We start from the raw sequence: 13,983 nt of genomic DNA, 5'->3' as shown, positions 1-13,983 counted from the left end.
TTTTTTATTCGCAAACGTTATAAAGATATCATCGGCCAGGGAAACAGGTTTGAATTGAGAAAATCCAGGAGGTGAAAATGAAAAAATGGCTGATCTGTATTTTCTGCTTTTACTGTCTGATGGCTGTTTCCACCTTTTCTTCAGGCGAAGACTCACAGGAGTTGCCTGTATTCGCAGTTGATGCCCGGCAGGGACTGCCCTTCATGTTGGAGAAAATCAAGGGGAAATCCGTTTTTCTGCTGGGAGATGCCAGTCATGGAACTGAGGAATATTATGCTTTCAGAAAGCTGGTGACACGTCATCTGATCAGAGACTTCGGGGTACGGGTTATTGTTCTGGAAGCGGAATGGGACAGTGTTGAAAAAATTGATGCTTATATAAACGGATTGTTACCTTCCACGATTGGTCCAAGACAGGCTTTGCTCCAATCTTTTACACACTGGCCGGAGTGGGTATGGGCCAATGAAGAACTTGTCGAGTTCGTGCTCTGGTTGAAGGATTATAACAGGGAGCTGGATCAGGATAATCGCATTCATTGTTACGGTATGGATATGCAACAGGCTGTGGGTGCTACCCTCGAATCTCTGTCAAAAGAACTGGAGCCGGACAGCAGGGCGGCAAAACTGCTGGCTGAGCTTGTCCCCTGGTGGCAGGAATATATGAATGATCCGGAACTCTATAAAAGAAGGATCATGGAGGGAACGGAAAAAGCCAATCTGCTGGCAACGGAAATACTTCAATCCCTTGAAACAGCAGGATTAAAGACAAAAAGATTGCTGCATATGCTTATTGCGGTGGAGGAATACTACAGAACAATGGCCGAAGATCAGTACCATGCATGGAATGTTCGTGCGCGCCATATGGCAGGTTTTGTTAACGACCTGATGCATACAGGATCGGGGAGAAAAGGCGTGGTTGTCTGGGCACATAACAATCATGTGGGGGATCGTGATGGTGTGAACCTGGACGATTCCGGAATCACCAACATGGGAAGCCTGCTGAGGAAGATGGTTGGCAGAGAAAAGGTGTTTATCCTGGGAAGCGCCGGATACAATGGCACAGTTCTTGGGGCGGAAGAATGGGGACTTGGTGTCCAGATTTTCAGGGTGCCTCCCACCGTAGAGGGGTCTGTCGAGTCTTTGCTTTATGGTACCGAGTGGGAGAATCCGTTGCTTTTCTGGCCGGAAGAAGAGCAGAGGCAGTTGTGGGACAGGCCTTTTCTGCATAGAGGAATCGGTGTTGTATATGATCCTTCAGCCGAGTATCCGGACAACTACCTGATCATCAACGTGTCCCGGCGATATGATGCGCTTGTTTTCTGGAAAAAAACACGATCATTGAGGCTTCTTGAGAGCGACTGATTCAGGCGTGACTGGGAACAGATTTGCCAGTGTCAGTGGCAGCCGTATCTGCCGGCCATTGCGGACCACTGTGAAAACATGTGTGGTTCCCGCCTCTTGCCGTAAAATATCGCGCAGTGGGAGAACAGATGTTCCGGGGGGTATGTTCCGCTCATCTATTCTGACTATAATGTCCCCTGCCAGGAACCCGGCTTTATACCCTGGACTTCCTGAAGCCACAAAAGAAACCATCGGTTCCCTGAATTCGGATCTGCCGATCAGGATTCCCGACTTATCCCTCGGCTGATGTTTCTGGAAATTCCTGCCTTTCATGAAAATGACCTGCTGGTTTCTGTAGTCTAGAATAAGATTGAAGTGACTGAGGATGTCGTTTCCAAGATTGCCGGCAATCTCTCCGAGAGCCGTTGCTCCTTTGCCACGTTTCAGCGGCATGGTGACAAGTGGATAATTTATATGAAAACCTGCGGTTTCCAGATCAATAAACTGCACTGTTTTTTCAAAACTGATTCCCGAAATTCCCTGGCTGATAGTTTCTATCCCCCGGCGCTGGAGCAGGTTGTTTTTTTCCGCAAAAGAAAAGTGGATTGAACTGGTATGGGCTCCCAGGTCAAGTGACCAGTCCCCCCTGTATTTATGGTCAAGAGTGACAGGGATTGTAAATGTTCTGTATTTAAGTGGTGCTTCAACCATGGTTCCGGCACAGCTGTTTCCCTGGTAGTGTTCAGGGTCGTGGAGGATGACCAATTTTTGATCGTAGTCAATTTCCACCACAAAACGAGAGAGAAAGTCATACCCGAGAATACCTGCAATTTCAGGCTCGTAGCTTTGTTTTGTCAGATTTTTTACCACGAAAACTGTTTGTGGATCAAAAAGAACAGAACCAACGCGGTATGTGGGGAGTGTGGCGAATGAAAGAGAAAAAAGATCGCCGAATCCATGTCCCTTGATCCTGCCATGCTGTTGCAGTTGAAGCTCTTTCGCATATTCTGCATCAATTACGGACATGGATGCGCCGCTGTCCAGTACCCAGTAGCGTGTGTTGTCTTTAACTGAAACTTCAAGGTAGATAATGTTTTCAGCAAAAAGAAAAGGAATAACTGCAGAGTCTTTTGAGGTGAGGAAGTGGAAATCACGTTTTCGCTCGGGAACAGCGAAAAGATCTTCATTGACGGCAGGATTTATTTTGTAGCGGGAGATGGTTGTCTCCTCCTCCTTTTCCCAGGGGAGGTATGTGGAGAAATCATGAAAAGGAATTTGAACTCCCTCTACCCATCGGTAATCATTATAATAGGTGATTACCTCCATATCGGGCTGCCTGGATATGGATTTAACCATCAATAGTGTTTTTTTATTGATGAAAAACCGGGAAATATCCTTGTTAATTCTGTTACTTAATAATACCTGGTAGCATTCCTGTCCTTTGACAACTTTACTGGCCTCCAGGGTTAAAGTAAAGACAGGAGAGTCGCGGTTGAGATGTTCATAAAGTTCTATGCGTCTGGCAATTTCCCTGCGTTTTTTACTTTCCCTGTCTTTAAAAAGAAGAACCTGTCCATTGGTGTCAAGCTGCCAGGAAACCTCGCCACTGTCCCCATCAGTCTGAAAGACAGCATCGAATTTTTCTTCAGTGCGGTACTGCAGAGGTCCTTTTTCCCAATGTCTGAATTTTCCCTGCATACCATCCAGACGGATGAGTCCTTCACTGTAACTGCTTTTAATTGTTTTTAGTTTTTCCAGGCCGCCGATTGCATTGTAGTGGGCCAGCAAAACCTCGTATGGATCCTGGATATCACCTGGATCAGCCCGTAGATTCCCGTAGAAGAACAGGAGAATAGTCCCGAGAATGACAATGAAGGTTGTCCTGGCCATGAACCTGTCAACGGATCATTACTTCCACTCTGCGGTTTGCCGGTTCTGCTATATTATCGGCAGTCGGGACAAGCAGGTTTCCTTCACCATGATATGACATTGTGATGTCTTCTTTGTTAATTCCTCTGGAAATCAGCAGATCAAGGACTGACTGGGCCCGTTTTTGAGAAAGAGTTTTGTTGTATGCATCATCACCTGTTCGATCTGTATGACCAATTACAGCGATGTCATGGGAGTTCCGCTCTCTGATGGTCTGGATAATTTTTTCAATAATTTTCAGAGATGATGAGTTAATTCGAGGGGAGTTGGATTCAAAATAAAGAAGAAAGCTTTTGGGCATAAGGGGGTGAACCGCAAGAGCTTCCTGAAAGAGTGTCGTTGTCTCCGCACTGTCAATATGGACTGGAGCAGGGAGTTCAGATTCATCAGAATCGGTGATAATTGCCATATCCGGTTGATCAAGAACCACCGAATTACCGTTAGTGGAGTTAATTTTCAAGGCACCCACTGACCCGTTTTCGGATTGGCTGAGAACAATGATGTTCTCTTTTGAGGCACAACCAAACAGGAGAATGGAAATGATTAAAACGATGAAAAATTTTATATTCATAAAATACCCCGTGCAATCGGATGAGATGGAGCTGCAGGCCAGGTTTGCTGCAATCAGTTTATTGTCTGATCAGGCTGCGTCCTCCGCCGCCTGAACGAGCTGCAAATTTTGCTTTGAAATCAGTACCCTTAAGCATGCTGATTCTGCCGACCGGTGTGTCGAGTTCTACCGCGTGGGGCGCAAGTTTTCCCAGCAGGCCCGACTGGTATACAAATGTACCTTCTATCATGCGCAGCTTCATGGCATATTCATTTTTATCAGGTTTGAACAGGAATTTTTCCATCTTAACGCGACTGATGGGACCCATGGAAATCAGGGTGTTGTCCTCCATCAGAATACCGATAGCCCCGTTTGAGCCTGTAATAATTGTATCGCTCTGGTAGATGGCATCTCCCGGAAATGCGGGTGCGGTTTTACCATTTCTAATGATGGATACCAGCCCCCGGGTTCCCTTGACTTTTCCAACAGTTGTTTCAGCAAAAAGCTGTACAGGTGTCAGAGCACAGAACAGAAAGAGGATGCTGCAGGAAAGAAAGAACTGTTTCATGGTATTTCTCCGGTTTGACTTTCCGTAGATGAAGTGTCATTAGTAATACAACATAGGGAAGGAATCAGCAATGGTCAACCAATAATGAGGCTGGTTAATCATAAGACTCTGTCCGGACAGGTCGTTATTCTCGGTGAACACCCGGGTACGGTTCATCTGAAAATTTACGGTCAAAGGGTGTATCGCCTCAACCGGGATTTTCATCAGTCTGCTGCGGTTGAGCCATGGAGTCAGGTCATGGCTGTTTATGGGGCGAACTCATTTTACGGGGGAAGTGGATGATTCAGAAATCAGGTGTGGTGGGAGAAAATCTGCCGTCAGTAGAGTTGTATGACCTGAGTGGTCAGAAGGTAAAAACCGGAGACTGGAAAGGAACATGGACAATTCTGGTTTTCTTGAGACACCTGGGGTGACTCCCCTGTCTCGGACATCTGGTACAGTTGTATCAGCTGAAAGAAGATCTGGAAAAAAGCAATTGTCGGGTTGTCGCGGTGAGTTTTGAATCCCGGCGAAATGCGGTTGGATATCTGAAAGATACCAAGCTCCACTGGCCGGTCATTCTCGATGAAAAAAAGGAGTTGTATACTTATTTTGGTATGGGGCAGGGTACATTCTGGGAAATATGGGGTTATCGAACCTGGCTGGCCTATTTTCGGGAATTTCTCCAGGGACGGTTGCCGAAAAAGAGTAACGGCGATATTCATCAGCAGGGTGGTGATATTATACTCGATCCGGACAATACTGTTCGTTTTGTCCATGTGGGACGTGGTCCTGCGGACAGACCGGATATCAGCACCCTGCTGCAACAGGTTCATGATTGATCTGAAAGCTGAATTCGTGACGGCCAGATGAAATTTTTGTAACGACATTCGTTAGGAGGTCATAAAACCATACAGTTGCCGCTCCTCTGAGGAGTTACAAAACGTGGGGCGGCAAGAATCATTTGTTTTCGCTTAATAACATCTTGCTAAAAGAGTTGTTTTTATGCTACTTACAGAAGGAAATATTTCAGGGGAAACAGTTTTATATCCCTGATTTTTTCGGAGGTGTTTTATCGGTTTCTTTAATAGTATTAATCATCTTTTCTGGAGGGAAAAATGCGCAATCTCAAGAGCTTGTTTATTGGATGCACCCTGATTTTGTCTTCTGCCGGCCTGGTTTTTGCCGGAAACGGAGATACGCTTAAAGCTGTAAAGGCAAAGGGATATATTCAGGTTGGTGTCAACGGGGATCTTTTCGGGTTCGGTAAGGCTGACCAAAAAGGTGTATGGAAAGGGCTCGATGTGGATACCGCACGTGCTGTTGCTGTTGCAGTTTTCGGTGATTACAAGGATCATGTCCGCTATACTCCTTTGACTGCCAAGACCAGGTTTACTGCGCTGCAGTCTAAAGAAATAGACCTTCTCTGCCGTAACGCAACCCAGACTCTCGGAAGAGATACTGCCCTTGGTCTTGATTTTGTCCAGGTCAACTACTATGACGGACAGGGCTTCATGGTGCCAAAAGCTCTTGGGGTTAACAGTGCAAAAGAATTGAGCGGGGCAACAGTCTGTGTTCTTCCCGGAACGACCACTGAACAAAATGCCGCTGACTTTTTCAGGTCCAACAAAATGGACTGGAAAACCGTTACCATTGAATCCACGGCAGAACTTTCTCAGGCATTTTTTGCGGGCCGGTGTGATGTCATGACCTCCGATGCTTCTCAGCTGGCAGGAATTCGTGCCAGTGCACCAGATCCTGGAAAATATAAAATCCTTCCTGAAATTATTTCCAAAGAGCCACTGGCACCGGCAGTAAGACACGGTGACAACCAGTGGAAAGATATTGTCAATTATGCCGTTCTGGCCATGATTAATGCTGAGGAACTTGGCATTACTTCCAAAAATGTAGATGAAAAGCTGAAAAGCAGTGACCCCAAGGTTCAGCGTTTTCTTGGTGTAACCCCCGGAAACGGTAAAGCTCTTGGAGTAGATGAGAAGTTTGCTTACAATATCATTAAAAAAGTAGGAAATTACGGCGAAGTTTTTGAACGTAATGTTGGTGTCAATACTCCGCTGGGAATTGAACGTGGTCTCAATGCTTTATGGACCAACGGCGGCCTGATGTATTCCCCACCTTTTAAATAGTGATTTGATCGACATCCCGTCCGGCGAAGAATCCTGTTTCAGCCGGACGGGATCCCCGGAGTTTCCGGTTGATTTTATCTGAAAATCTCAACTGCGTCTGAAAGATCTTGTGAAGTGGAATTTTCAGATGAATTCAACTCTGAGTGTCGTTTTATCTAACGTCCCAAATCTTTTTTCAACGACAGATTTTGTTGACAGTTTCAAACGGGATCTTCATGACTGTTCCCGGACGAAATTGGAAAAAAAGATTGGAAAACCGGTTGGATAATATAACTTGTAGAGGGTTGATAACTCTTGGTTTTTCTAACCCCTGAACTGCAATTGCTTGCTGTCACAGATTTTTACTGACTCTTTTCTATAAATTATCCAGTGCTTGTCCATAAATGGCCCTTTCGCCCAGACTCTGCGTCATGTTCAAAAAATAATGCTCTGAATATTAACTATATGTCTGCGCTTATTTTTTGCAGTTCTTGATTTTGAACGAAATTGCTCATTTCCGGACAGAAATTATCCAAGTTAAGAAAAGAGAAGGTGAAAAGCTGGCGTGCCTGTGAGTAATTACACAAAAACTACCCAGTGAACCGCAATGGTTGCAAACACAAAAGATTTGGCGGGAAAGACATATTTCTGGAATGATGAGAAAACACGAGGAATTATTTATCAGGTTGTAACTGCTCTGCTGGTTGCCTTTATCGGCTATTACCTGATATCCAATGTCCAGGAAAATATGGCAAAACAGTCTATTGCCAGTGGATTTGATTTTCTTGGCAAGGAGGCTGCATTCGAGATTGGAGAGAAATCCATAGAATATACTGCCGCCGACAGTTATGGACGAGCCCTTATTGTTGGAGTTATAAATACCCTGAAGGTTTCTCTCATTGGAATGGTGTTGACTACGATTCTCGGAACAGTAGTGGGGATCTGCACTCTTTCCTCAAACTGGCTGGTTTCAAAACTTGGCACAATATACGTGGAGACTTTTCAGAATATTCCTGTTCTGCTGCAGCTTTTTTTCTTCTATTCTCTATTCTACGAGGCGTTTCCCGGGCCACGTCAGGCACTGACACCTGTGGCTGGGGTTTTTATTTCCAACCGGGGAATTGACTTTGCCGTTCCAGCGGAACATTATGCCTGGTCCTATATGGGCGTAGCCTTTATTATTGGTTGCGTGATTGCCTGGTTGCAGGCACGGTGGGCACGGAAAAGACAGGAGAAAACCGGGCAACAGTTCCCGGCTTTCTGGGTAGGGCTCGGCCTTATGGCAGGCCTGCCGCTGTTGACCTGGCTTGGCTGTGGAGCACCTGTCGCCCTGGATATTCCTGAGCTGAAAGGTTTTAATTTCAAGGGAGGGATGAATATCAGTCCAGAGTTTTCAGCTTTGCTCTTCGGGCTTGTTCTCTATACGGCCTCATTTATTGCCCAGATTGTCAGGGCCGGCATCCAGTCCATCAGTCATGGACAGACCGAGGCGGCCATGTCCATTGGTTTGAAGTCCAAACATGTACTGTCCCTGGTTATCCTTCCCCAGGCCCTGCGCGTAATAGTTCCACCGTTGACAAGTCAGTTATTGAATCTGACGAAAAACAGCTCTCTGGCTGTGGCGATAGGTTATCCGGATTTTGTACAGGTTGCAGGAACAACAATTAATCAGACAGGACAGGCAGTGGAAGGAGTTGCCCTGATGATGCTTGTCTATCTGACCCTCAGTTTAGCGACTTCAGCCTTTATGAACTGGTATAATAAGAAAATAGCAATTATTGAACGGTGACAAGTATGTCCTCACATTCCCAGGTTGAAACCATCAAGCCGCCGATAAGTAATACAGGTATCATAGGCTGGATGAGAAACAATCTTTTTAATGGAATTTTTAATTCCATCGCTACTGTTGTCATTATTCTGGCCGGCCTGAAATTCATTCCCAAGTTTGTTCGCTGGGCTTTTATCGACAGCGTGTGGTTCACAAGTGGCAGTGAGTGTCATCAGGCAGACGGCGCCTGCTGGTCGGTTGTAACCCAGAATATCCGGTTTAATATTTTTGGATATTACCCATATGAACATCAATGGCGCCCCCTGGTAGCCATGATTATTCTTGTGTTTATGCTGGTGTACAGTAGAGACTGGAAGAAATGGAACAAAAAGCTGGGTTATGCCTGGCTTGTGGCGCTGTTTGTCATGGGGCTCTTGATGAAGGGAGGGCTTTTCGGTCTGGTATCTGTTGAGAGCACTAAATGGAGTGGACTGCCACTCACACTGCTGCTTTCATTTTTCGGTATTCTCGCTTCCTATCCACTCGGGGTTTTTCTCGCTCTTGGCAGGCAGTCAACCATGCCGGTTATCAAGGCATTCTGTATTGTCTATATTGAAGTCATTCGAGGGGTTCCCCTGATCACCATGCTCTTTATGTCATCGGTCATGTTCCCGCTTTTTCTGCCGGAAGGGGTTACCATTGACAAGGTCTTGAGAGCGCAGGTGGCTATCATCATTTTCACCGCGGCCTATATTGCTGAAGTTGTCCGTGGTGGACTGCAGGCCATGGATAAAGGGCAGTATGAAGCTGCGGAATCTCTTGGATTGAATTATTTCCAGAAAATGCGACTGATTATTCTGCCACAGGCCTTAAAGATTGTGATTCCTCCAACTGTCGGAGTTTTGATTTCGGCATTTAAGGATACATCGCTTGTAGTGATTATTGCCCTGTATGATATTCTCAATACAACAAAATCTATCCTCAATGTTCCGGAATGGACAGGATTCAGTACGGAAGCTTATATTTTTATTGCGCTCATCTACTATGTGTTCTGTTTTTCAATGTCACAGTACAGCAGGCACATTGAGTCGGAGCTGGAATATAAGGCGGACACATGAGACAGTAAAGATCTGTGGAGGGGGAGTAATTTCAGTCCAGAGGTAAAAAACAAAGAGATATTAACCTTTGAGTAATGACATTATGATTTGTCATAAATTAATATCTATATATCGACTATCCCGAGGGAAAGATCAATGAAAAACGAGCAGTTAATGGAAGATGCCGGAACACAGGACGAAAGAAAACCAATCATTGAAATAATTGAAATGCATAAATGGTTTGATGAGTTTCACGTTCTGAAGGATATTAATCTTCGCGTTCTGCCCCAGGAAAAAATAGTTGTCTGCGGTCCTTCAGGATCTGGTAAATCAACTATGATTCGATGCATCAACAGGCTGGAGGAACACCAGAGGGGTAAGATCATTGTCAATGGTACGGAGCTCACCCGAGATCTGAAAAATATTGAAAAAGTCAGAGCTGAGGTCGGTATGGTTTTCCAGCATTTCAATCTTTTCCCCCATCTGACCATTCTGGATAATCTGACACTGGGACCGATCTGGGTACGCAAGATGCCGAAAAAAGAGGCGGAAGAGCTGGCCATGCATTATCTGGAAATTGTGCGTATTCCGGAGCAGGCCAATAAGTACCCGGGACAGATATCCGGCGGGCAGCAGCAGAGGGTGGCTATTGCGAGAAGTCTCTGTATGAAACCGAAAATAATGCTGTTTGATGAGCCGACTTCTGCTCTGGATCCGGAGATGATCAAAGAAGTGCTTGATGTTATGGTTGACCTGGCAAAGGAAGGGATGACCATGATAGTTGTTACTCACGAAATGGGTTTTGCCAAGACTGTTGCGGACAGGGTTATTTTTATGGATTATGGTGAAATTGTTGAAGAAAATGAACCGAATGCGTTTTTCGACAACCCTCAACATGAGCGGACACAGCTGTTTCTCAGTCAGATTCTGTAAGAACAGGTGCTGTCGGTTGCCCTGTCTTCGCGCGATGTCCCAATGTCACTTTCCTGTGTCCGGACTGCTCAGAGGCAACCCGGTTTTTCACGGTCTCTTTTGTCCGTTTAGGTAGACGCGGACAAAAGAGACTGCAAAACCATTGCGCCAGGTGAGTAATCACGGTTCATGGGCGATTACACCGTAGAATTGCTGCTCCTGTGAGTATTAATCTGCCTACAAATTATTCATACTTTTTCTGCAGTATCCCCGTAATTTTCTGCTGGATGTGTTTCTGACAACTTTTTCCAGAGAATGCCTGTATTTCTGCATGCCTGAAGCCCCGAGCGCCTTGCAGAGCCACGCCATTGTGTCCACGTGAGACCTGTTTGAAAGATTTACGCTATAGCCCTTCATCAGTTCGTTTTCAACGACATCAAGAACAGCACTGTTTGAAAGTGCCGCCCGGGTTATTCGTTTAGCGGCGTCCCTTTTAGATCGAAGGTTGTTTGAACGAAGCATTTTAACATACTTGGCCTCCTCACGTGAAAGGGAAGATCGGCTTTGCGACGATGATTGCGGCAATTCTTTTCTCTGGACGGTTTCAGGTTCAAAAGTTGTCTGAGCATAAGGCTGGAGGATTACGGTAATATGCTTTTCTCTGCCAGGATCCACTGTGATCCATCGCGTCTGTTTTTTATAGCCGTTTGCCGAAACTTCCACATGGTAGGTTCCGGGTTGCAGGATCATTCCCTGTTTATAGCGGGGCCCTATATTGAGGATACGGATCCGGCAGTTTTCAGGAATTGTGGCAATGTAGAGCCGTGGTTTTTCGGGCTCCTGTTCAATAACGCTCTTAACCAGTTGACCATACTCTATGGAGCCGGGACTTTTTTCCTCTTCAATTCTGGCCTTGCATATTTTTTTCCGGATCTCCGTGATGGTAACAAGGCCGGTTTCGATACGTTCGACATCAAGAACTTCACCGGTTTTCGGGTGTTTGATGACCTGACCTTCTTTGAAAACAATGAATTTCATACCGGGTTTAACTCCGGTACGAATCCCGAGATCTAGAGTAATGATTTCACCATGTCTATTGACAATATATCCTTCAAGGGGGAAATTCTTGATTATTTTCTTTGACATTTCAATGACAAGATCCTGCAGGCTGTCATTTCTGCTGCTTCTGACATTTTCCGCGGCGATGATTGATGCACTTTCAACATCGATAATCCTGGCATTAATCTCCACCATGTGTCTCAGTTTCATTACTGAGCCGGAGATTATGACTTTCACTCCCAGCAGTTTACCGAGTTGTGTGGCGCTGGAAGTGTCTATCAGGCCGGTCATGGCCAGTTTCTGTTCATTGATGATTTTCTGCAGCAATCTGCGTTCCACCACATCAAATCGTCCCTCTTTGACCATGGATGTGATAAACCATTCTGCAACAATGGCTCCAAGATCCTTATTTTCAAAACTGTCTCCCTGGAGTTGAAAATCGAGTACAGCTATCTTGGTTTTCTTAAAATCGGCAGACACATTCAATGGAAGCAGTAAAAGAAGACAGAATGTAATGAACCATGTTGTAAACGATCTCATTTTTTCTCCGGATGATTCTGTTAACTGGTTATATTTGTGCTAATATTTGAAAATTAAGAGCAGTCAGGTATTGTCACTTCGGCTCCAGATTCATGGTTATCCTGTTACCGGTAACACCGGTTACCATCAGTGAATTTCGGCCAATGCTTGAACTGTCGACCTTGTCGCAGAAGCCGTCAGTTGTTCCTTTATACGTTACAGCCAGGGATAGTTTTCCCCCACCGAAATTTCTCTTGGTTACTGCTATTACGTTTTTAAACTCTTTGAGTCGCCTGGTGATTTGTTTCTGCATCCTGTAATTGTTTACTCCGGAGATTGTTATCTCAAAGTCGGCACCATTGTTCACAGTGTCCTGAAAGGATGCAACAATTGATTCAAAAAGTGCGTTGTCCATGAGGTTTTCTGCAGCTTTTTCTGCCGCTTTGCCGGTGGCTATTTCCTCCGCCACATGGACAGCGGCACCGGTTGCTGATTTACTTGTTATTATTCTGCCATTTGAGCAGTTTACGACTTTAACGGTGAGACTTGCCTGCCCTGATTTCATTCCAGTGTTATTGAGCAGTTTGTTGGTCATTAATGATTTCCTGACCTTGCCAACGAGGATGTATTCTGCGCCATTTTCGGCTCCAAGTCGGGCAGCAGCCACAGGGTCACCCTGCAGTGCTCTGAGAATAAAAGGATCTTTTTTATCCATGAGCGCTGCTGCCTGGGCCGGGTCGACAAGATCAAAATTTTTCTTTCTCAGGTAGTCAACTATCGCACTTTCACTGTTCTTTCCGTTCTCTTCCTGAATAAGAACCATCATACGTGGTTTATCCATGGAGATAAGGAGTATTTTCAGAGCCATCAGGTTGGCCTTGATACTGTCAAGGGAAACCGTGGCTCTTATTTTAACATGCCATGTGTCATCTTCATGATTTTCCTTGAGAAGTGTGTACTTTGTGACAGCCCCGAAACTCTGGGTGATTATCCTGTCTTTTTTCAGGACAAAATTTTCCACTTCGGTCTGTGAAGAAAGCATTACACCTATACCTTCCTCTACGGCAGCACGTTTTGCCTGGAGGAGGGCTTCCTGTTTGGAAGTGCCGAAACCTTCAACCACAACGGTTTTTTCCCCGGCCGTTTTTATGGATTGACCGGCAGACAGGGATTGACAGGAAAGGAGGATGATGGAAAAAAGGAAAAACAGCAAAGGTCTCATTGAGTTACTCCAGAAATTATTTTGGGCAGTTTTGAAAATTTGCCTTTTTGCCCGATCTCTACGTTACAGGAAAATGAAAAATGCGCACATACGGCCAATATGCTGCCTTTTTTAATTTCATTGTTCCCCGATCTTGAACAATAATGTTATTTTTTCAAGGTAGCCTGTTTGTTTTTATTATACCTTCTGAACTGTAACTGTTCACAGGTTTACACACCATTCAGGTGAAGTGTTATCTTTCAGGTTTAGAAAAATGATACCACACTAAAGAAAGGAAATTCAATCGTAATTGCTCACAGGCACCCCAGCTTTTCATGGCCTCTTTTGTCCGCATAGGTTAGGCTATAGCGAACAAAAGAGCCTGCAAAAACCTGCAGCACCTGTGAGTAATTACAGTTCAGAAGTAATAAAATCATCGACTTGCTACCCCTGTGACCAATTACATTCAATTCCTTTCACGGTACATATCTGCAGAAAAACAACTGAAAATAATTTCTGCATTTCCAAGTAATAAGCGTTCCACCTGGGCGTTGCCGGGTCAAATTTAAAAATAACCTGATTATGTATGAAACTCAGCCTGTTATTTGTGAGTCTGGGGATGTGCCTGTTTTATCAGGCGTATTTCAAAAATCACTTTAGACTGATTATAATATGACCTGGACTGACACTTTTTCATTTGAATTCCTTATCAATTGAGATTTCCAGTGATTTTTGACCGTAGGCTAGCCTGATAAAACAGGCACATCCACAATTTGGCTGAATTTCATGGGTAATCAAGATAACTTTTGTTATTTAGAAGTAAGGAAACAGTCATAAATAACCCCCAGATGTGGTAAAAACTATTTCCCGGATGTAATATTGTTCTCTTTTCAGAGTATTTGGTTCAATTTTTTCTGTAAAATTCTGCGGCTGGT

Annotated in this window: 12 protein-coding genes; 7 read left to right on the top strand and 5 right to left on the bottom strand. The window is 44.8% G+C overall.

The genetic code is table 11. The features are described from left to right. Nucleotides 1-77: 77 nt before the first annotated feature. Nucleotides 78-1,361 carry an erythromycin esterase family protein gene (locus ACXLDX_RS05395; protein WP_457576172.1) on the top strand — a complete coding sequence of 428 codons (1,284 nt, stop codon included), beginning with the start codon at nucleotides 78-80 and terminating at the stop codon, nucleotides 1,359-1,361. Here the strand turns inward: ACXLDX_RS05395 and ACXLDX_RS05390 are convergent. From ACXLDX_RS05390 to ACXLDX_RS05380, 3 genes are read right to left on the bottom strand one after another with little or no spacing between them, the layout of a single operon-like run. After that, the gene (locus tag ACXLDX_RS05390) at nucleotides 1,335-3,230 is read right to left on the bottom strand and encodes an aspartyl protease family protein (RefSeq protein WP_457576171.1); all 1,896 of its coding nucleotides are present in this window, start codon (nucleotides 3,228-3,230) and stop codon (nucleotides 1,335-1,337) included. The genes ACXLDX_RS05395 and ACXLDX_RS05390 overlap by 27 nt on opposite strands. 7 nt (nucleotides 3,231-3,237) lie before the next feature. Next, nucleotides 3,238-3,840 carry an OmpA family protein gene (locus ACXLDX_RS05385; RefSeq protein ID WP_457576170.1) on the bottom strand — a complete coding sequence of 201 codons (603 nt, stop codon included), beginning with the start codon at nucleotides 3,838-3,840 and terminating at the stop codon, nucleotides 3,238-3,240. 58 nt (nucleotides 3,841-3,898) lie between these two features. Next, nucleotides 3,899-4,387 (bottom strand): FecR family protein, encoded by a 489-nt coding sequence (locus tag ACXLDX_RS05380; RefSeq protein WP_457576169.1) that lies wholly within the window; start codon nucleotides 4,385-4,387, stop codon nucleotides 3,899-3,901. A gap of 33 nt (nucleotides 4,388-4,420) precedes the next feature. Here ACXLDX_RS05380 and ACXLDX_RS05375 point away from each other — a divergent pair, with 33 nt between their 5' ends. From ACXLDX_RS05375 to ACXLDX_RS05350, 6 genes are all read left to right on the top strand, one after another. Next, nucleotides 4,421-4,669 (top strand): hypothetical protein, encoded by a 249-nt coding sequence (locus tag ACXLDX_RS05375; RefSeq protein ID WP_457576168.1) that lies wholly within the window; start codon nucleotides 4,421-4,423, stop codon nucleotides 4,667-4,669. Then, a complete protein-coding gene (locus ACXLDX_RS05370) occupies nucleotides 4,666-5,208 on the top strand; it encodes a SelL-related redox protein (protein WP_457576167.1) in 543 nt (180 codons plus the stop codon). Before ACXLDX_RS05375 ends, ACXLDX_RS05370 begins: the two co-directional genes overlap by 4 nt. A 276-nt stretch (nucleotides 5,209-5,484) precedes the next feature. Beyond that, complete coding sequence (locus ACXLDX_RS05365; protein ID WP_457576166.1) at nucleotides 5,485-6,513, top strand: amino acid ABC transporter substrate-binding protein; 1,029 nt, start codon at nucleotides 5,485-5,487, stop codon at nucleotides 6,511-6,513. A 586-nt stretch (nucleotides 6,514-7,099) separates the two neighbouring features. Further along, nucleotides 7,100-8,281: an amino acid ABC transporter permease gene (locus ACXLDX_RS05360; protein WP_457576165.1), complete on the top strand. Its 1,182-nt coding sequence runs from the start codon at nucleotides 7,100-7,102 to the stop codon at nucleotides 8,279-8,281. Between the two features lie 5 nt (nucleotides 8,282-8,286). Then, nucleotides 8,287-9,378 carry an amino acid ABC transporter permease gene (locus tag ACXLDX_RS05355; protein ID WP_457576164.1) on the top strand — a complete coding sequence of 364 codons (1,092 nt, stop codon included), beginning with the start codon at nucleotides 8,287-8,289 and terminating at the stop codon, nucleotides 9,376-9,378. A gap of 153 nt (nucleotides 9,379-9,531) precedes the next feature. Continuing rightward, the gene (locus tag ACXLDX_RS05350; RefSeq protein ID WP_457576188.1) at nucleotides 9,532-10,290 is read left to right on the top strand and encodes an amino acid ABC transporter ATP-binding protein; all 759 of its coding nucleotides are present in this window, start codon (nucleotides 9,532-9,534) and stop codon (nucleotides 10,288-10,290) included. Nucleotides 10,291-10,506: 216 nt separating this feature from the next. On the opposite strand, the gene ACXLDX_RS05345 is transcribed toward ACXLDX_RS05350, so the two are convergent. Further along, nucleotides 10,507-11,868: a FlgO family outer membrane protein gene (locus ACXLDX_RS05345; protein ID WP_457576163.1), complete on the bottom strand. Its 1,362-nt coding sequence runs from the start codon at nucleotides 11,866-11,868 to the stop codon at nucleotides 10,507-10,509. Nucleotides 11,869-11,941: 73 nt separating this feature from the next. Further along, nucleotides 11,942-13,069 carry a hypothetical protein gene (locus tag ACXLDX_RS05340; RefSeq protein ID WP_457576162.1) on the bottom strand — a complete coding sequence of 376 codons (1,128 nt, stop codon included), beginning with the start codon at nucleotides 13,067-13,069 and terminating at the stop codon, nucleotides 11,942-11,944. Nucleotides 13,070-13,983 lie beyond the last annotated feature (914 nt).

Source organism: Desulfomarina sp. (assembly GCF_054039375.1).
Note: the sequence above shows the minus strand (reverse complement) of the source record. Positions and strands in the feature narration are given on the sequence as shown.

Bases quoted from the DNA above. Each gene is read 5' to 3' on its own strand.
- ACXLDX_RS05395 (WP_457576172.1), top strand. From the start codon at position 78: ATGAAAAAATGGCTGATCTGTATTTTCTGCTTTTACTGTCTGATGGCT.
- ACXLDX_RS05390 (WP_457576171.1), bottom strand. From the start codon at position 3,230: ATGGCCAGGACAACCTTCATTGTCATTCTCGGGACTATTCTCCTGTTC.
- ACXLDX_RS05385 (WP_457576170.1), bottom strand. From the start codon at position 3,840: ATGAATATAAAATTTTTCATCGTTTTAATCATTTCCATTCTCCTGTTT.
- ACXLDX_RS05380 (WP_457576169.1), bottom strand. From the start codon at position 4,387: ATGAAACAGTTCTTTCTTTCCTGCAGCATCCTCTTTCTGTTCTGTGCT.
- ACXLDX_RS05365 (WP_457576166.1), top strand. From the start codon at position 5,485: ATGCGCAATCTCAAGAGCTTGTTTATTGGATGCACCCTGATTTTGTCT.
- ACXLDX_RS05360 (WP_457576165.1), top strand. From the start codon at position 7,100: ATGGTTGCAAACACAAAAGATTTGGCGGGAAAGACATATTTCTGGAAT.
- ACXLDX_RS05355 (WP_457576164.1), top strand. From the start codon at position 8,287: ATGTCCTCACATTCCCAGGTTGAAACCATCAAGCCGCCGATAAGTAAT.
- ACXLDX_RS05350 (WP_457576188.1), top strand. From the start codon at position 9,532: ATGGAAGATGCCGGAACACAGGACGAAAGAAAACCAATCATTGAAATA.
- ACXLDX_RS05345 (WP_457576163.1), bottom strand. From the start codon at position 11,868: ATGAGATCGTTTACAACATGGTTCATTACATTCTGTCTTCTTTTACTG.
- ACXLDX_RS05340 (WP_457576162.1), bottom strand. From the start codon at position 13,069: ATGAGACCTTTGCTGTTTTTCCTTTTTTCCATCATCCTCCTTTCCTGT.